Origin of the sequence: Nonomuraea sp. GTA35 (genome assembly GCF_041950525.1) — a bacterium.
Taxonomy (GTDB): Bacteria; Actinomycetota; Actinomycetes; order Streptosporangiales; family Streptosporangiaceae; genus Nonomuraea.
Map to the genome: position 1 here is coordinate 474230 of NZ_JBGNUV010000002.1, position 17079 is coordinate 491308.

Below are 17079 nucleotides of genomic sequence, written 5' to 3' on the forward strand. Positions count from 1 at the left end.
GGGGTCCCTTTCTCTGCTGTGGAAGGGACCACGATCCTCAACCGGTCTTGGACGTCACTTGGATCCCTCTTGCAACGTGCCGCGGATCGGGGCCGGATGGCCGCTTCCGGCGTCCGGGCGCGGCGCACCGTGCTCCGCGGCGCGGCGGGCCGGCGCGTGTACGGGAGCGGGTGGGGTGGATGCGCGGCGAGATCGCCGAGGCCGGAGGTGCCACGGCGGCGGCGGACGAGGTGGGGAAGGTGCTTAACTTGAGGTCGTAAAACGTTTCATTACGATCTCTGCGGAAGGTCACCCTTGGACTACGAACGCCAGCCGTACAGAAGGTGCGGCCGCAGCGGACTGCTCCTGCCCGCCGTGTCGCTGGGCCTGTGGCACAACTTCGGCGAGGGCAAGCCGCTCGACAGCCAGCGCGCCATCCTGCACAAGGCCTTCGACCTCGGCATCACGCACTTCGACCTCGCCGACCGTTACGGCCCGCCCATCGGCGCCGCCGAGGCGGCCTTCGGCAGGCTCTTCCCGCGGTCGCTGCGCGACGAGGTGGTGGTCACCACCAAGGGCTACAACCCCATGTGGGACGGCCCGTACGGCGTGGGCGGCTCGCGCAAGCACCTGCTGGCCACCCTCGACCGCTCGTTGCAGCGGCTCGGCCTCGACTACGTGGACATCTTCTACCTGCACCGCGACGACGAGGAGACGCCGCTGGAGGAGCAGGTGGCCACGCTGGACCACATGGTCCGCACCGGCCGCGCCCTCTACGTCGGCGTCTCGAACTTCTCCCCCGAGCGCACCGCCCAGGCCGCCCGCCTGCTGCGCTCCCTCGGCACCCCGCTGCTGGTGCACCAGCCGCCGTACTCGCTGCTGAACCGGCACATCGAGGAGTCGCTGCTGGGCGTGCTGGAGGAGGAGGGCGTCGGGTGCGTGGTGTACTCGCCGCTGGCGCAGGGCCTGCTGACCGACCGCTACCTGAACGGCATCCCGGCCGACTCGCGGGCGGCCGAGGGCCGGTTCCTGACGCCTGACCGGGTGACGCCCGAGGTGCTGGCGTTCGTGCGGTCGCTGTCGGAGCTGGCGGACTCGCGCGGGCAGACGGTGGCGCAGCTCGCGCTGGCGTGGGCGCTGCGCGACCCGCGGATCACCTCGGTGCTCGTGGGCGCCTCCAGCCCCGAGCAGCTGGAGGCGAACGTGGCGGCCGTGGACCGGCTCGACTTCACCGAGGACGAGCTGGCCACCATCGAGCGCGCCGCCAAGGAGTCCGGCGTCCAGGCGTGATCCCGGCAGGCGGGTGGCCGTGGGTCACCCGCCGCGCCTTCGGAGCAGGTCGCGGACGGCGGTCAGGGTGCCGGGGAGCGTCGTGCGCACCACCTCGCCGGGCCTGGCCAGGCGCGTCTGCCAGCGCACGTCCTCCGCCCGCGGGTAGCCCGGATCGGCCCCCACCACGATCCGCCGCGCCGGGTTGTCCAGCGCCGCCCCCAGCTCCAGCAGCGCGATCGGCTGCGTGCTGTCGCCCGGCGGGAACCAGAACATGGTCAGCACCCCTGGCAGGTGCAGGTGGTGGTGCTCCCAGGCGATCTGGACCGGCGTCTGCGCCGGATCCCCGATCGGGAAGTCGCGGCGGCGCGGGTTGAGCACGACCGTGCCGAGCCGCCCGAGCACCCGCGCCGCCTCCCGCTGCCAGTCCGCCACCCCCGTGATCCCGCCGGCCAGGAACACCGCGGGCGGGTCCCCTGGCGCGGGCTCGTAGTAGTCGGGCGCCTCGTAGTAAGGGCTCATGGCGGCTCCTCCTCATCCGCGACTTCGGTCGCGCACCGTACATCCATCGATGTACCGGCGATTTCGCTCCCCGGGACGATCGATGCCGGCCCGCGCGCCAGCACAGTTGAAGGTGTGGACAGACGCATCGACGCCCTCGACGTGTTGCGCGGCGTGGCCATCCTGGGCACGCTCGGCACCAACATCTGGATCTTCACCGATCCCGGCGGACCGCCGGCGATCCTGGGCTTCGGCGGGGACCCCGGCGTGGCGGAGACGTTCCTGCGGTTCCTGTCCAACGGCAAGTTCCTCGGCCTGCTCACGCTGCTGTTCGGCGTCGGGCTGGAGCTGCAGTACCGCAGCGCGGTGCGCAGGGGCCTGGCGTGGCCGGGCCGCTACCTCTGGCGGGCGGCGCTGCTGTTCGCCGAGGGGGCGCTGCACTTCGTCCTGATCTTCGAGTTCGACGTGCTGATGGGGTACGCGCTGACCTCGATGATCGTCGCATATCTGATCGGCAGGAGCGAGCGGGCCGTCACGGCCTGGATGGTGGGGGCGGGCACGCTGCTGGTGGCCCTGGTGAGCCTGGTGACGCTGGCCCTGCTGACGGCCCCGGGCCAGGCGGCGGGCAGTGCGCCGGCCGCGTACCCGGACGGCTGGCTCGACCAGGTGCGGCTCCGCCTGGACAACCTGGTGGTGTTCCGCGCGGAGCTGGTCCTCATCGTGCCGCTGGGCATCGTGCTGTTCCTGCTCGGGGCCCGCCTGCTGCGCGCCGGCGTGTTCGAGGAGCGGGGCGCGCGGCTGCGCGGCCGGCTGATGGCCGCCGGGCTCGGCCTGGGCGTGCCGCTGAACCTGCTCACCTCCTTCGCGGGCCCCGCCTGGTTCATGGTGGATCGTTACCTCATGGCCCCGCTGGTCGCCCTGGGCCTGCTGGCACTGGTCACCTCGATCGTGCTCGGCATGAAGGGCGCGCCGGGCGTGCTGCGCCGGGGGCTCACCGGCGTGGGGCGCACGGCGCTGTCCTGCTACGTGTTCCAGAATCTGGCCGCCGGGGTGCTCTGCTACGGCTGGGGGCTGGGCCTGGCCGCCCGTTTCGACGGCCTGCGGCCCTGGTGGGTGCCGGTGGCCTGGGGCGCGATCTGCCTGCTGTTCATGGTGCTGTCGTCGCTCTGGCTGCGCCGGTTCGCGCGCGGGCCGCTCGAGCTGGCCTGGCAGTGGGCGTATCTGGCGCCGTTCGGGACGCGCGCCCCCGCGGAGCGGTAGCCGGCGGACTTCCCCGCGCGGCCCCGCACCCCGGCTCCGCGCCGTCCCCCGGAACGTGTTTCAATGCACGGACATGAAACTCTCCAGCTTCGGGCCGGGCGGCGGGGCCGCGGCGGAGCCGGCGCCATGACCGGGCGCGCGCTCGACTGGCTGCTGGCGATCGCCGGCGGCGTGCTGCTCACGCTGATGACGCTGTCCAACGCCGTGCTCGCCCGCCACACCGACGCCCTGTACGCCTCGTGGGCCGCGCACGCCGTCGGAGCCGTGGTCGCGCTCCTCCTGGTGCCGGCGATCGCCCGGCGCGGAGCGCCGGCGCGGGCGGCGGGCGCGGCCAGGACGCCGCTGTGGTACTACCTGGGCGGCATCCCCGGCGCGCTCGTGGTCGTCCTGTCCGCCGTCGCGGTCAACAGCGAGCTGGCCCTGGCAGGGACCATCGCGCTGATGCTCACCGGTCAGGTGGTGTTCGGCACCGCCGCCGACCACCTGGGCCTGCTGCACACCCCCCAGCGCCGCGTCACGGGCACGGACCTGGCGGTCGCCGGGTGCGTGCTCGCGGGCAGCGTGCTGATCGTGCTCGGCGGAGCGTGACCCGTGCTCTTCTTCGTGTCCCTCGCGCTGCTCAACGGCGTGCTCATCGGCGCCAGCCGCACCATCAACGGCCAGCTCGGCACGCGGGCGGGGGCGTTCAGGGCCTCCGTGTGGAACCACGTGGTGGGTTTCGTCTTCCTGAGCGCGGTCCTGCTCGTCCTGCGGACCTGGCCGGACGTCACGGACGTGCCCGTCGCCGCGTACGCGGGCGGGGTGTTCGGGGCGCTGTTCGTGGCGGTCAACAGCTACGTGTTCCCGAGGCTGGGCGCGATGAGCGCCTCGGTGCTGGTGATCAGCGGGCAGGTGCTGTCCGCCGTGGTGATCGACTGCGTCCAGCAGGGGACGCTGCCCGCGCCGGTCAGGCTGGCCGGCGTGGCCCTCGTGCTCCTGGGGCTCAGCCTGCCGCGCATCACGGCCCGCCTGCGCCGCAAGGACCCGTGAGAGCCGCCCGTCATCGCCGGCGGGCGTCCCGACGGCGGCGCAGCGCGACGGCGGTGAACGCGCCCGCCAGCAGCAGGACGGCGGCCGCGCCCCCGGCGATCCATGCCCAGCCGGCGCCCGTGCCGCCCTCCGCCCGCAGCGGCTCCCGGACGGGGAAGGTCTCGCCGGCCGCCACCGGCGGCAACGGGGTGCCGAGCGCCTTGACGAGCCCGGCGTCCACGGGTCCCGCCAGGCTCTCGTGCCCGGCCTCCCGCTCGTCGCCGGGCCGCAGCGGCCCCGTGCCCGGGTCGACCGGCACGTTGCCCGAGCACAGGGTGGACGACAGCTCGACCCCCTCGGCCACGGGCCCCGTGGGGCTGGACGCCGCGAACACCAGGTAACGCCCGCCCCGCTCGAACGCGTAACCGCACGAGGCGCTGTCGGCGCTGCTCGCGACCGTGAACCTCTCCGCGGGCAGGCCCTTGTAGACCTGGTCGGCCCGGAACGTGTGAACGCGGGGCCCGCCCGTCCCCTCCTCCGCGCGCACGTGCGTCACGGTGCCGGTGAAGACGGCGTCCGCGTGCTCCACGGCCTGCGCCGGTGACAGGTCCGCGCAGCTGCAGGCGTGCGCGGCAGTGGACAGCCCGACGAGCAGGGCGGCGGCGAGGGCGAGGAGAGCGAGCAAGCGAAGCACCATGCCCTTACCACGTACCCGAGGGGACGAGCAGTTCAACGGGGGTCAGCGCAGCGGGTCGAACTCGGCCAGGGCGGCGGGCTGCTTGCCGGTGGTGATCTGCTCGGCCAGCAGCCGGCCCGTGATCGGGCCGTGGGTCAGGCCCCACATGCCGTGGCCGCCCGCGACGTACACGGTGGGAGCCGCCGTCGCGCCGATGAGCGGCCGCCCGTCCGGGGTGACGGGCCGGGAACCCACCCAGACGTCCGTCCGCTCCTCCCAGCGCACCCCGCGCAGGAGCGGGCGGGCGGAGGCGATGATGGCGTCCAGCCGGGCGGGCACCCGCGGGGCGTCCGGGTCGCGGAACTCCATGGTGCCCGCCACCCGCAGGCCGCCCCGGTACGGCGTGCACGCGACCCGCACGCCGGGCAGGTAGAGGGGGCCGGGAACGGGATGGTCGACCGGCACGGTGAAGGAGTAGCCGCGGCCCGCCCGCACCGGGACGCGTACGCCCCACTGCCGGGCCAGGCGGGGCAGCCAGGCACCGGTGGCCAGCACCACCGCGTCGGCCGACAGGACGGTGCCCTTGGCCGACCGGACGATCGCCTTCCGGTCGTCGGTGCGCACCTCGGTGACCTCGACGGCGTAGACGGTCGCGCCGCGCCGCATGACGGCCTTGCCCAGGGCGTGCACGAAGGCGCCCGGGTCGACGTAGCGCTGCCCGTCGATGCGCACCCCCGCGCCCAGCGGCTCGCCGGCGAGCGGGACCTGCTCGTGGAGCCGCCCGCCGTCCAGGACGGTGTGCTCGACCCGCTGCCCGGCCGACTCCAGCCTGCGCAGCTCCCGCAGCAGGCTCCCGGCCTGGCGCGAGGTGCGGAAGGCGGCGGTGATCGGCGCCGCCATGACGGGCGCGGTCACGCCGTCGGCCGCCAGCACCTCGTACGCCTCCACGCACTCGTCGTTGAGCGGCAGGTTGGCCCGCGCGGCACGGGTCCAGGACCGCCAGCCGCTGTTGGCGGCGAAGCGGGCCAGGAACGCCCACAGGCCGGGGTCGACGGTGGCGGGCACGTGCAGGGGCGCGGCGGGATCGAGCAGCGAGCGCAGGCCGTAGCGCAGCACGGCGGGCTCGTTCAGCGGGATGGCCAGGCCCGGCGCGATCCATCCCGCGTTGCCCCAGGACGCGCCGGCCGCCACGCCGCCGCGGTCGACCACGTCGACCTGAACCCCGCGCTCCTGCAGGAACCACGCGGTCGACAGGCCCACGATGCCCGCGCCCACCACGATCACCGATCGCGGCCAGTTGCCGGCCATGCTCACCCTCCAACGAGTACGGATCCGATGTCGCAGCCAGCATGGCCCGGGCGGCGACCGGCGGCGGTGTGGGCGGGCGACAATCGCGCAGCCGCCGCCTGTGGATCCGGCACAACGCGTCAGTGGCCGGGCTCGTCCTCGACGGCGGCCAGCATGATGGTCAAGGCCAGGCGCTTGCGGGCGTCGCCCAGGTCCAGCGGGCTGATCTCGCCCATCCTGCGCAGCCGGTTGCGCACGGTGTTGGGGTGCACCTCGAGCCGTTCGGCGGCCAGCGTGAGGTCGCCCTGGCTCTCCAGCCAGGCCCGCAGCGTGGCCACGAAGCGCGTGCCGTGGCGGGCGTCGTGCCGCAGCAGCGTGGGCACCGGGCCGCGGGCCGGCGCCCGGCCGGTGCGCGCGGCCGCGCGCAGCCGCCGCAGCAGGATGTCGTCCCATGACTCGTCGTAGGCGGGCGGCAGGGCGCCGGGCCGGCCACTCTCGTGCAGGGCCAGGCATTCGTCGGCCTCCTGGCGGCCCGCCGGCAGCTCCGCGACCCCGGCGGGGGCGCCGATCCCCGCCGCCAGGCGTACCTGTGCGGGGAGTTCGGCCTGCAGTGCCGTGATCCATCGGCGGGCCGCCTGCCCGGGGCCGGCCGGCAGGATCGTGTAGAGCGTGTCGCCGAGCAGCGTGCTGCGCCCGGGCCGGGACCAGCCGAAGCCGGTGGTGGCCTGCTCGAAGGCCAGCAGCAGCGCGGCGTGGCGCTCGCCGCCGCTGCCGGCCCGGACCGCGATGACGCGCATCTCCCGCTGGGGCAGGCCCAGCCGGCTGATCACCGTCGCCGCGTCGGCGCTGCCCTCCAGCAGCCGGATGACCAGGTCGGACTCCACCTGCCGCTCCAGGTCGGCGCTGGCCCGGGAGCGCAGCAGGTGCAGCGCGACCGTGCGGGCGCCGTCGGCCAGGGCGCGGCGGCCGGCCTCGTCCGGCGGGCTGCCGCAGCTCACCCACACCGAGCCGAGCAGCTCGCGGCCGGCCCGGACCGCCACCGCCATGCGCCCGGTCAGGCCGTTGGCGGCGTCGGCGGGGACGAACACCGGCTCGTCCGTGGTCGCCAGGCGGGCGAAGACCCCCTGCTGCTGGAACAGCTCGCGCAGGCGATCGGGCACGCGGCGGGCGAGGATCGTCTCCAGCCGGGCCGGGTCGCCCGCCTGCTGGGAACGGGAGTAGGCCAGCACCCGCGAGTGCCGGTCCTCGATGGTCACCGGCCCGCCGATGACGTCGGCCAGGCTGTCGGCCAGCGCGAACAGGTCGGTCGGGCCGCGTCCCGAGGCGGTCTCGCGGCTCTCCAGCACCAGCCCGTAGACCACGCCGGCCAGCTGGCTCCACGAGACGGCGGGGTCGGCCAGCAACACGGCCACCCCGTGCCGGTCGCCGAGCGCGGCGGCCTCCCGCTCGGCGGCCATGCCACCCCCGCCCCCGGCGACCCCCGGCTCCGGGGCCGCGCCGCTCCTGTTCGCGGCGGGGCGGACCAGGACCGCCGTGGCCTTGACCGCGGCCGCGCTCCGCACCGCCTCGTCGATCGAGGAGCTGCCGACGGCCAGGAGCAGGTCGCCCGTGACGTGGCGGTCGCCGGCTTCCGGCATCGCCACGCTGCGCAGCCAGGTCGAGCGGGTCTCGGGACGGCCGCACAGCCGCACGCCGTACCCCCCGAGCACGTTCACCAGGCGGTCCAACGTGATCATGATCGGCTCCGGTCCGGCTTGCCGCGGGCCGCTAGGTCCGGCTGCAGGCACAGCCGCATCAAGCCGCGGACGGTGGCGTGCTGCGGCTGCGCCGCCACGCTGATCGGCAGCCGCACCGAGGCGCGCAACCGGCGCAGCAGCCGCTCCTGACGCGCGCCGCCGCCGGTGACCACCAGCCCGCGGGCGCGCGCGGCGGCCGACAGGCGGCGGGCCAGGGCCGCCGTCATGTCCACGACCCCCTCCAGCGCGTACGACGCCAGCCCCGCGCCGGTGGTGGCACTGAGCTGGAGGGCGGCCGCGTCGATGACGGTCCCCTCGCTGAACGCGACCACCTCGACGATGCCCGCGCCGACGTCCAGCACCAGGCAGGGCCGCGTGTCGAGGACGTCCAGGCCGGCGCCGACGGCGGCGGCCAGCGGCTCGTCCACCAGCCGCACCTCGCACCCGGCGACCTCGGCGACCGCGGCGCGGACCGCCCCGCGATCGCTCCGCGACGCCGCCAGCGGCACTCCGGCCAGCACCCGCTCCAGCGGGCGGCTGTCGTAGAGGCGGGTGTCCCGCAACGCCAGGCGGACCAGCCGCAGGCAGGCGCCCGGGTCGATCACCATGCCGTGCCGGATGGGCCGCACCGCGTCCGGCCCCCTGGCGACCACAGACGCCCGGTCGGCCATGGCGTGCCCGTCCAGGGCCAGCGACCGGGTACGCGCGGTGCCCAGATCGAGCGCCACGAAGCGCCGCGCGGCGGTCACCGCGCGCTCCCGCACGGGGCCGGGCGGAGCTGACGTGCGAGCTCGTGCGGCCGCTCCAGCCGCGGCAGGGCATGAACGGATTCGGCGACGGACATGACGATGATCGGCTCCTGGCTGACGCCGGGGAAGGGCGGCACGACACAGCGCGCCCCGCCCCTGCTGTGTAAGGGAAAGGAAGAAGAGACGCCGGCTAGGCCGGCGGCGGGCTGCGCGACCCCGCGGTGCGCTGCGCGAGCTGTTGCGGATCGCGGACCGCGTCCGCGGCGGGGGACGCCAGCAAGGCCAGGTGTATGGGCTCGCCCTGGCGATCGCCGTGCAGCAGCGGCCACAGCGACAGCAGGACCGGGCCCATCACGCCGGCGAGCGCGCTGGACCCTCGTGGTGTCCGCCACGGCCCCGTCATGGGGCCGACCATAGCCCAGACCGCCGCCGAACGCGCCCTCCTCCACGCCCGCCGGCACCGGACACCCCAGGCTCAGCCGGCCCCGGCGAGGACACGGGTCGCGACGCGCCGCCCTCCCGCTGCCCCTCGGGCGCCCGCGAAGACAGGTGGTTGACGTGGCGTCCGCGAGCGCTTACGGTTCCGGCAGTCGGTGAAACTATCGACACAATTCCGAAACTTTCGGAAGTCGTGTCGCCGCCCCAGCCACCCCCACGGCACCGGAGGTCATTCGGTGAAGCCACTGATCATCGCCCTCGCGCTCGTCCTCGCCGCTCCGCTCCCCGCCTCCGCCCACCCGCGCCCGCCACGCGACCTGCGCCAGCTCGCGCAGCAGACCGGCATCAAGATCGGCTCAGCGGTGGACATCGCCGCCCTGCGCGCCGAGTCCGACTACCGCAGGGTGCTCAACCGCGAGTTCAACCACGTCACCGCCGAGAACGCGATGAAGTGGGAGTCGGTGGAGCCGCAGCGCGGCGTGTTCACCTGGGACGACGCCGACACGCTGGTCGAGAACGCGCGCCGCAACCGCCAGCAGGTACGCGGCCACACCCTCGTCTGGCACAACCAGCTCCCCGCCTGGCTGACCGCGGGCGTCGAGGACGGCTCCATCGACGCCACCGAGCTGCGGCAGATCCTGCGCGACCACATCACCACGCAGGTACGCCGCTACAAGGGCAAGATCCGGGCCTGGGACGTGGTCAACGAGGTCGTGGAGGAGGACGGCTCGATGCGGCAGAGCATCTGGCTCAAGCACCTCGGCCCCGGTTACATCGCCGACGCCTTCCGCTGGGCGCACCGCGCCGACCCGCGCGCCAAGCTGTTCATCAACGACTACAACCTGGAATGGAACGCCCCCAAGATCGAGACCACGCTGTCCCTGGTCAAGGAGCTCCAGGCGCAGGGCGTGCCGATCCACGGCGTCGGCTTCCAGGGCCACCTCGGGATCCAGTACGACTACCCCGGCGACTGGGCGAACGTCATGCGCCGCTTCGCCGACCTCGGCCTGGAGGTCGCGATCACCGAGCTGGACGTGCGCATGGAGCTGCCGGTGACCCCGGAGAAGCTGTCCACCCAGGCCACGTACTACAGCCGGGCCATGACCGACTGCCTCAGCGTCAAGGCCTGCCGCGAGCTCACTGTCTGGGGCTTCACCGACCGGCACTCGTGGGTGCCGGGCTGGTTCGAGGGGGAGGGCGCGGCGTGCCTGCTCGACGAGAACCTGGCGCCCAAGCCTGCCTACCAGGCGCTGCTGACGGTCAAGAGCCCTCGCTGACAGATCCCCCTCGCTCCCCGGGGGCGCGCTGCCGGGGGCGAGCGCCCCTGCCGAGCCTGGGGTGCCGGGCCGGCTCGGCAGCCCTGATGACCGGGATGCCGGGCTGACGCGGCGTTCCCGATGGCCGGGCACCTTCCGCCGACGGTGCCCGGCCGCCGCCCAGGTCCTCACGATCCTCACACCCGCGTGAGGACCTGGGCCCCGGCATCCCGGCAGGCCCGCCCGAACAGGGAGCCCGGTGTCCCGCCGCGCCTCACAGCGGGCCGGACGGTGCTCGTTCGAGGCGCTGGAAGAGGCCGTACACGAAGCGGGCGCGATGCGTCTCGCCCCCGTAGCGGAAGTCGACCGTCCAGTGGTGCGGGGCCGGGCCGTCGATCTGTACGGCGCCGGGGAAGCTCGCGCCGACGTCCCCCACGACGCACTCCCAGGGCACCAGGTCGGCGAAGGTCAGCGCGGCGGCCCCGGAGGGGCGGACGAGCCACTGGTTCCACAGCTCGCCGCCAGGGCCGACCAGCGCCTCGTACGCCAGGCCGGGCCAGGTCGGCAGCGGCCAGCGGAGCACGTCGCAGGTGAGGCTGCCGGCGGGCCTGCGGGCGCGGTGCGGCGGCGGGCCCAGCGCCATCCGCAGGGCGGCGGCCCCCTTCGGCGCCCTCGGGGCGTGGGCCAGCCTCGTCCAGTGGGCATGGGCCTCGCGCAGCTCGGCGCGGGAGGCGCCGATGAGGCCGAGGGTCTCCTCGACCTTCCCGGCGTTCACGTCGCGCATGCGGTGCAGCAGCGCCAGCTCGAACTCGCGTACCCCGAAAGCCACCGCCCCAGCTTGCCACTCCCCTACGGGGCCTCGCGCCCGGCCAGGCCATCGGACGCGAGCGGGCCATCGGACGCCAGCGGACCGTTGGCGCCGAGCGGGCCGTTGGGGCCGGACAGGCCATCAGCCCCCAGCGGACCGTCGGATCCGAGCAGACCGTTGAGGCCGGGCAGTCCATCGGCCCCTGGCAGGCCACCGGAGCTGGGCAGGCCGTTGGAGCCGGGCCGGCCGTTCGGGCGGTCGCGGGAGGCGACGACGTCCGCCAGGCTGATCTCGCTGAGCAGCGCGTCCTCGTGGCTGCGCAGCCGGTCCCAGATCTCGGCGAGCGGCGCGGCGGCCGGGGAGAACGGGCGCAGGGCCTGCTCGGCGCCCTCCGTGACGCGGATGACGTCGGCAAGCGCGATCTCTGCGGGCGGCCGGGCCAGCCAGTAGCCGCCGTCGGGACCGCGCTGGCTGCGGATGAGGCCGGCCCGGCGCAGCTGAAGCAGGATGTTGTCGCAGAAGCGACGGGGGATGTCCTGCGTGACGGCGATCCGTTCAGCGTGCACCGGGCTGTCGGCCACGGCCAGGGCGAGCATGGCGCCCAGGGCGTATTGGGTGCGGGCGGAGATTCTCATGGGCCGGCTCAGGCGGAGGCCGTCTCCTCCTCTGTCGTCGTACGCTGGCGCAGCTCGCTCTCCACCGCCTCGACCGACTCGTTGGCCTTGTCGCGGCGGTACTCGCGTACGGAGTAGGCGATCGCGGCGGCCCAGATGACGGCGATGACGATGTAGGCGACGGCCTGGACACCACCGGAGGCGTCGATCCAGTCGCTGCGCAGCAGCGTGCGGACGTTGGTCAGCACGATCACGCCGCCCACGGCCGAGCCGAGGATGCGCGGCGGGATGTGCCGGACGAGCCAGGCGGCGATCGGCGCGGCGATGACGCCACCGAGCAGCAGGACGGCGACCCAGGCGAAGTTGATGTTCTCGGAGCCGATGCCGACGAAGAAGCCGACGCTGGCGGCGATGGCGACGAGGAACTCGCTGGCGTCGATGGAGCCGATCACCTTGCGCGGGGCCAGGCGCCCGCTGGCCAGGATGGCGGGCGTGCCGACCGGGCCCCAGCCGCCACCGCCGGTGGCGTCCACGAAGCCGGCGAGCAGGCCGAGCGGCGCCAGGAAGCGCCTGCGCAGCGGCTTGCCCAGGTTCCCGCGCGGCAGGCCGAACGCGGTGAAGCGGATGAGGATGTAGACGCCCAGGGACAGCAGGATGAGCGACATGACGGGGGCGGCGATCTCGGTGGACAGGCTCGACAGGAACGTCGCCCCGGCGAAGGCACCGACGGCTCCGGGGATCCCGATCTTCGCGACGACCTTCCAGTCGACGTTGCCGAAGCGCCAGTGGGAGATGCCCGAGGCGAGCGTGGTGCCGATCTCGGCGAGGTGGACGGTGGCGGAGGCGGCCGCCGCGTTGGTGCCGATGGCCAGCAGCAGCGTGGTCGAGGTGACGCCGTAGGCCATGCCTAGGCTGCCGTCGACCAGCTGAGCGGCGAGGCCGACCAGCCCGAGCAGGATGAGCGCTCGCACGATCTCCCCTTCCCTACGATTCCTACTATACAAGTAGGAATAATCTAGTGCGCTGGGCGACCTGTCAACCCTCGGGATGGACACGGAACGATGACGACCGTCACCCGCATACGTGCGCCGGTGCGGCCCGGCGGTTCGCCACGCCGGCGCGGGATGCCGGAGACCACGTGCCGCGACGTCCTGCGGCGTCCTGCGATGTCCTGCGACGTGCTGCAACGTGCTGCGGCGTGCTGCGGCGTGCTGCGGCGTCCTGCGATGTCCTGCGACGTGCTGCAACGTCCTGCGACGTGCTGCGGCGTGCTGCGGCGTGCTGCGGCGTCCTGCGGCGTCCTGCGACGCGCGTCGCCGGCGGCGCTGCTGGGCGCCGCCGGCGATCGGCGGGCGGCGCTAGCCGGTGATCAGCGCCTTGACCGCGAGTTGCTCCTCACCCGCCGGGCCGTCGAGGCGGATCGACAGCTCCCAGACGCCGCTCATCGAGAACAGCTCGCCCTCGGCCAGGAAGCGGCCGGGCTCCCGCTCGGTGGCGGCGAGCTCGGGCGTGGAGTGCCCCATGTCGGCCATCACCGCGGACACGGCCACGCTGTCGGCGTCGCCCTTGCTCACCTTGACCTCCACGGCGACCCGCCCCGGAGCCGGGTCCTCGATCAGGACGGTGGCGGCGTAGCGGTCGCCGGTGGTGGTCAGGTTGATCGGGTCAGCCGCCGCACCCCTGCCCACGACGAACACCACCGCACCGGCGACCACGAGCGCACCGGCGACCAGGACCGGCTTCACCCTCGTCACCGGGCCTCCGCAGCTGTCACGTCCACGGTGAACGGCGCGGTCTCGATGCGGTCGGCGGTGGCGTACTGGATCCAGGCGAGGTAGCGGCCGGGCGCGGGGAAGCTGAAGGTGAAGCGCAACCGGGATCCGGGAGCGCCCATCTCGTGCACGTGGCCGAGGAAGCCGCCGTCCTGCTCGCGGATGAGCAGATGCCCGGTCATGCCGAGCCAGGGCCGCACGCCGGCGGGCACGTCCAGCTCGATCGTCGTGGGCCGTCCCGCGACCGGCACGCCGGGCTGCAGCCGCGGCACGACGCCCCCGGATCCCGGCTCCGCAACGACGCCACCAGGCCCCACCGCCTCCGCGCCTTCCGCGCCCTCCGCGCCTTCCGCGCCCTCCGCGCCTTCCGCGGTCTTCGCGGCGTCCGCGGGCGCCGACTCTTCCCCGACCTGGAAACCGGCCGTGACGAGCTGGCCGCCCGAATCCTCCCGTTCCAGCTCGGCATGCGCCAGGTACCGGCCGGACCGGTCCGCACGCAGGCGCACCTCCAGCCGCCCAGGTCCGGTGCGCAACGGATGCACATGGCGGAAGTACCGCCCGTCCTCGCTGGTGACGACCACATGAGCGAGCGCCTCGTGATGCACCGCGAGATCGTCGACGGGCCGCCCGGTCGAACCGTCGACGAGATCCAGCCGCAACGTGAACTCCTCCCCCGCCCCCGGCCGCGCGGGCACCGTCACCACCCGCGCCTGCGCGTACGGCCGCCCACCCGCCACCGGGCTCACAGCAGCGGGAGCCGCGCCCTCCGGCACCGGCGGCGGCAACCACGGCTCGAACACCACGACCATGGCCGCCACCGTCACCCCGGCAGCGGCCCCCGCACCCAGCGCCATCGCCCGCCCCGGACGAGCCGCAGCACCGGTCAGCAGACCGCCCACCAGCAGCGACGCGGCCACGAACAGGCCACCGTAGACGAGGAGGTCGCCCATCGACCCCCGCTCGACCAGGACCCGGAACGGGACGACGGCGACCTCGCCCCCCGCACGCAGCCTCAGCTCGTGCGGCCCGGTCCGCTCCACCCTGAGCTGGACGTAACGCGGATCCGCCGCCGCCTGCGCCGCGCCCGTCACCGCCCGGCCGTCCTCCACCGAACGCACCTCAAGACCCACGGACAGCCCGGCGACCGGCTGGTACGCGATCACCCCGATCCGCAGCGGCCCCGGCACCCGCGACGTCCCCTTGATCACCACCGTGATCTCGGCCCCGGCGATCGTCTGGGCGATCCGCAGATCCGCCCCCGCCGTGACGTTGTGCGCCACGGCGGGAACAGCCAGCGCCACCACCAGAACAGCGGCCAGGCACAGAGCTCGAACGATCATGCCCGCTCGGCGGCGGCCTCGCCGGGCCGGACCGGCTGGGCGGTGACCGCGTTGGGCAGGAACAACGCCCCGAGCGCGAGCCCGATGAGACCGGCGATGATCGGCGCCCCGGTCCACAACTCCGGCACCGCGGGCAGCCCACCCCCCGCGGCCGAGGAGATGCCGAGGTAGAGCGTCCAGGTGGCGAACGCCGACAGCCCGGCGAAGGCCCAGTAGGCGCCGCGCCGCTGAGCCGACGGGCGCAACCAGCGGATCAGCAGGTCGCTCACCAGCCCGGCGGCCACGAACGACAGCAGCACGGGCACGTTCTCGAACTCCGTCTGCGCTCCCGGCATGAGCACGGCGATCGCGTACATGACGGTCACCGAGCCGAACGGCAGCATCCAGCGGCGCACCAGCAGCAGCACGGGGCTGAGCACGACGACGTTGGTGACGACCATCGCCAGGGCGAGCCGGTCCGCGCCCGGGTCGTCCACCGAGGAGAACGCCTCGACGATGCGGGCCGCCCGGTACTGCATGGCGTCGCCGTACGACAGGAACAGCGACACCAGCGTGGTGGCGAACGCGAGCCCGATCAGGGCGGGCAGCAGCCGGCCGAGCGTCGGCTGGGGGCCGACGTCGGGGGCGTTCCACGCGGAGCGGAGCGGGGTGGTGATGATGAGGAGCATCGTCACCACGAGCCCGAGATGTGAGGGGCTGAAAAGAATGTCGAGGTTCGTCTCGATGCCCAGAATGGTGTGCCACATCATGTCCGCGAACCCGAACGCGGCGAACGCGGGCACGGCCACCAGCCCGGCGAGATAACCCGTCGGCACCGCCGCCAGCCCCTGCCTCCCCGCGCGTACGTTCCGCCAAACCTGCCAGAGGATCCAGCCGGAGACCACGGCGAACCCGGAGTAGAACACCGCATGCCACGGGGTGAAGAACGTCTCCAACTCCGCCAGATTGGTGTGCGCCCAGGCGTCGATCATCAACCCGACCCCGAACCACACCCCCAGCAGCGCTGTCACCAGGTCAGCCCTGGGGGACACCCATCCCCGGGGCTCCCCCGAATCCACCAGTAATCGCCGGATGCCGGCGTCGGCCAATGCCACGTGCTGACTCCTTTCCGTCAAGTCGAATCTATCGATATCAAGCGAAGAGAAGGAGCCCAAAAACAACTCGTTGATTTCACGGTGCGTGCTTGCGCGGATACGATTCACCGGAATACCCGGCAAAATCCCCATATGCCCGTGAGGGGATTTCGGGAATCGCCCGCCACCGGCCGACCTTGCCTCCCCGGGTTGAGAACGACGGGTTTCCTGCGCGATGCTGGTACGCCGGAAGAGTTCACTCGGGGGTCGGATGAGGTCACTGCGAATCCTGCGCTGGCTGCCGTTCGTCGTCATGCTGGGTGTCGCGCTCACCGACCTGCTGGCCGGCGAGAACCTCGTCTTCCTGCCGCTCCTCACCCTCGGCCCCGCCTTCGCCTCGGTGTCGGGCGGCGTGCGGCGCACCGCGGCCGTCGGGGCGGTGGCGCTGGCCGTGTGCGTGCCGATGGCCGTCTACAACGACCTGCTGTTCACGTTCGAGAACAACCTCACGGTCGTCGGCATCATGGGGGTGACGGCGGCGAGCATGCTGGCCAGCCGCCTGCGCCTGCAACGCGAGCGCGAGCTGGCCAGCGTCCGCCAGGTCGCGGAGGCCGCCCAGCGCGTCCTGCTCCGCCCCGTGCCCCGGCGGGCGGGCGACCTGCAGGTGGCGCTCTCCTACACCTCGGCGGCGGCCGAGGCCCAGATCGGCGGCGACCTGTACGAGATCGTCACGACCCCGCACGGGGTGCGGCTGCTGATCGGGGACGTGCAGGGCAAGGGGCTGGCGGCGGTCGAGACGGCGGCCTGGGTGCTGGGGGCCTTCAGGGAGGCGGCCTACGACGAGGCCGGCCTGCCCGACATCGGCGAACGGCTGGAGGCCAGCCTGGCCCGGCACCTGGGCGGGGAGCAGTTCGTCACCGCGATCATCGCCGAGATCCACGAGACGGAGATGACGCTGGTGAACTTCGGGCATCCGGCTCCCCTGCTCCTCCTGGGCGACGGCACCCTGCACACCGCCGACCCGCCCGACCCCGGCCTGCCCCTGGGTCTGGGCGTGCTGGAGCCGGCGGCGGTCAAGGCGCATCGGGTGCCGTTCGGGAGCGGGGATCGGATCCTGCTGTTCACCGACGGGGTCATCGAGGCGCGGAACAAGGACGGGGAGTTCTATCCGCTGGAGGAGCGCGTCCGGTTGTTGCGGCGCGACGATCCGCAGGCGGGGCTGGACGCGTTGCGGGCGGACCTGGTGCAGCACGCGGGCGGGCCGTTGCTGGACGACGCCGCGATGTTGCTGCTGCATCGGCCGGCCGACTGAG

Annotated in this window: 18 protein-coding genes; 6 read left to right on the forward strand and 12 right to left on the reverse strand. The window is 73.7% G+C overall.

Annotation, left to right across the window (positions count from 1 at the left end; all coding sequences use genetic code 11):
• The first annotated feature begins 294 nt into the window (after positions 1 to 294).
• Positions 295 to 1269, forward strand: coding sequence for an aldo/keto reductase (locus ACBJ32_RS08870; protein ID WP_375126303.1), 975 nt, complete (start codon positions 295 to 297; stop codon positions 1267 to 1269).
• 24 nt (positions 1270 to 1293) lie between these two features.
• Here ACBJ32_RS08870 and ACBJ32_RS08875 read toward each other — a convergent pair whose 3' ends face one another.
• A complete protein-coding gene (locus ACBJ32_RS08875) occupies positions 1294 to 1770 on the reverse strand; it encodes a nucleoside 2-deoxyribosyltransferase domain-containing protein (protein ID WP_375126304.1) in 477 nt (158 codons plus the stop codon).
• Positions 1771 to 1884: 114 nt separating this feature from the next.
• Here ACBJ32_RS08875 and ACBJ32_RS08880 point away from each other — a divergent pair, with 114 nt between their 5' ends.
• The 3 genes from ACBJ32_RS08880 (at position 1885) to ACBJ32_RS08890 (ending at position 4038) form a co-directional block, all read left to right on the forward strand.
• Entirely contained in the window at positions 1885 to 3009 is a 1125-nt protein-coding gene (locus ACBJ32_RS08880) for a DUF418 domain-containing protein (RefSeq protein ID WP_375126305.1), read from the forward strand.
• 126 nt (positions 3010 to 3135) lie between these two features.
• Positions 3136 to 3597, forward strand: coding sequence for a DMT family transporter (locus ACBJ32_RS08885; RefSeq protein ID WP_375126306.1), 462 nt, complete (start codon positions 3136 to 3138; stop codon positions 3595 to 3597).
• Between the two features lie 3 nt (positions 3598 to 3600).
• Positions 3601 to 4038, forward strand: coding sequence for a DMT family transporter (locus tag ACBJ32_RS08890; RefSeq protein ID WP_375126307.1), 438 nt, complete (start codon positions 3601 to 3603; stop codon positions 4036 to 4038).
• Between the two features lie 10 nt (positions 4039 to 4048).
• Here the strand turns inward: ACBJ32_RS08890 and ACBJ32_RS08895 are convergent, their stop codons facing one another.
• The 5 genes from ACBJ32_RS08895 to ACBJ32_RS08915 form a co-directional block, all read right to left on the reverse strand.
• The gene (locus tag ACBJ32_RS08895) at positions 4049 to 4714 is read right to left on the reverse strand and encodes a hypothetical protein (RefSeq protein ID WP_375126308.1); all 666 of its coding nucleotides are present in this window, start codon (positions 4712 to 4714) and stop codon (positions 4049 to 4051) included.
• Between the two features lie 42 nt (positions 4715 to 4756).
• On the reverse strand, positions 4757 to 6001 hold the full coding sequence (locus tag ACBJ32_RS08900; RefSeq protein WP_375126309.1) for an NAD(P)/FAD-dependent oxidoreductase: 1245 nt from the start codon (positions 5999 to 6001) through the stop codon (positions 4757 to 4759).
• A 119-nt stretch (positions 6002 to 6120) separates the two neighbouring features.
• Positions 6121 to 7716: a PucR family transcriptional regulator gene (locus ACBJ32_RS08905; protein ID WP_375126310.1), complete on the reverse strand. Its 1596-nt coding sequence runs from the start codon at positions 7714 to 7716 to the stop codon at positions 6121 to 6123.
• A complete protein-coding gene (locus tag ACBJ32_RS08910; protein ID WP_375126311.1) occupies positions 7713 to 8465 on the reverse strand; it encodes a rod shape-determining protein in 753 nt (250 codons plus the stop codon). The genes ACBJ32_RS08905 and ACBJ32_RS08910 overlap by 4 nt, the downstream gene beginning before the upstream one ends.
• A 190-nt stretch (positions 8466 to 8655) precedes the next feature.
• The gene (locus ACBJ32_RS08915; RefSeq protein WP_375126312.1) at positions 8656 to 8868 is read right to left on the reverse strand and encodes a hypothetical protein; all 213 of its coding nucleotides are present in this window, start codon (positions 8866 to 8868) and stop codon (positions 8656 to 8658) included.
• Positions 8869 to 9139: 271 nt separating this feature from the next.
• On the opposite strand from ACBJ32_RS08915, the gene ACBJ32_RS08920 reads away from it, so the two are divergent.
• Positions 9140 to 10180: an endo-1,4-beta-xylanase gene (locus ACBJ32_RS08920; RefSeq protein WP_357883305.1), complete on the forward strand. Its 1041-nt coding sequence runs from the start codon at positions 9140 to 9142 to the stop codon at positions 10178 to 10180.
• Between the two features lie 253 nt (positions 10181 to 10433).
• Here the strand turns inward: ACBJ32_RS08920 and ACBJ32_RS08925 are convergent, their stop codons facing one another.
• The 6 genes from ACBJ32_RS08925 to ACBJ32_RS08950 all read right to left on the reverse strand — a co-directional run bounded on the left by ACBJ32_RS08925 (position 10434) and on the right by ACBJ32_RS08950 (position 15787).
• The gene (locus tag ACBJ32_RS08925; RefSeq protein WP_375126313.1) at positions 10434 to 10988 is read right to left on the reverse strand and encodes a hypothetical protein; all 555 of its coding nucleotides are present in this window, start codon (positions 10986 to 10988) and stop codon (positions 10434 to 10436) included.
• Between the two features lie 20 nt (positions 10989 to 11008).
• Positions 11009 to 11602 (reverse strand): Rrf2 family transcriptional regulator, encoded by a 594-nt coding sequence (locus tag ACBJ32_RS08930; RefSeq protein ID WP_375126314.1) that lies wholly within the window; start codon positions 11600 to 11602, stop codon positions 11009 to 11011.
• A gap of 8 nt (positions 11603 to 11610) precedes the next feature.
• Positions 11611 to 12552, reverse strand: a complete 942-nt coding sequence (locus ACBJ32_RS08935) for a sulfite exporter TauE/SafE family protein (RefSeq protein WP_357883313.1) — start codon at positions 12550 to 12552, stop codon at positions 11611 to 11613.
• A gap of 387 nt (positions 12553 to 12939) precedes the next feature.
• Positions 12940 to 13335: a hypothetical protein gene (locus ACBJ32_RS08940; RefSeq protein WP_375126315.1), complete on the reverse strand. Its 396-nt coding sequence runs from the start codon at positions 13333 to 13335 to the stop codon at positions 12940 to 12942.
• Complete coding sequence (locus ACBJ32_RS08945; RefSeq protein WP_375126316.1) at positions 13332 to 14693, reverse strand: hypothetical protein; 1362 nt, start codon at positions 14691 to 14693, stop codon at positions 13332 to 13334. Before ACBJ32_RS08945 ends, ACBJ32_RS08940 begins: the two co-directional genes overlap by 4 nt.
• Positions 14690 to 15787, reverse strand: a complete 1098-nt coding sequence (locus ACBJ32_RS08950) for a hypothetical protein (RefSeq protein WP_357883322.1) — start codon at positions 15785 to 15787, stop codon at positions 14690 to 14692. The genes ACBJ32_RS08945 and ACBJ32_RS08950 overlap by 4 nt, the downstream gene beginning before the upstream one ends.
• 250 nt (positions 15788 to 16037) lie before the next feature.
• Here ACBJ32_RS08950 and ACBJ32_RS08955 point away from each other — a divergent pair, with 250 nt between their 5' ends.
• On the forward strand, positions 16038 to 17078 hold the full coding sequence (locus ACBJ32_RS08955; protein WP_375126317.1) for a PP2C family protein-serine/threonine phosphatase: 1041 nt from the start codon (positions 16038 to 16040) through the stop codon (positions 17076 to 17078).
• The last annotated feature ends 1 nt before the right edge of the window (position 17079 follow it).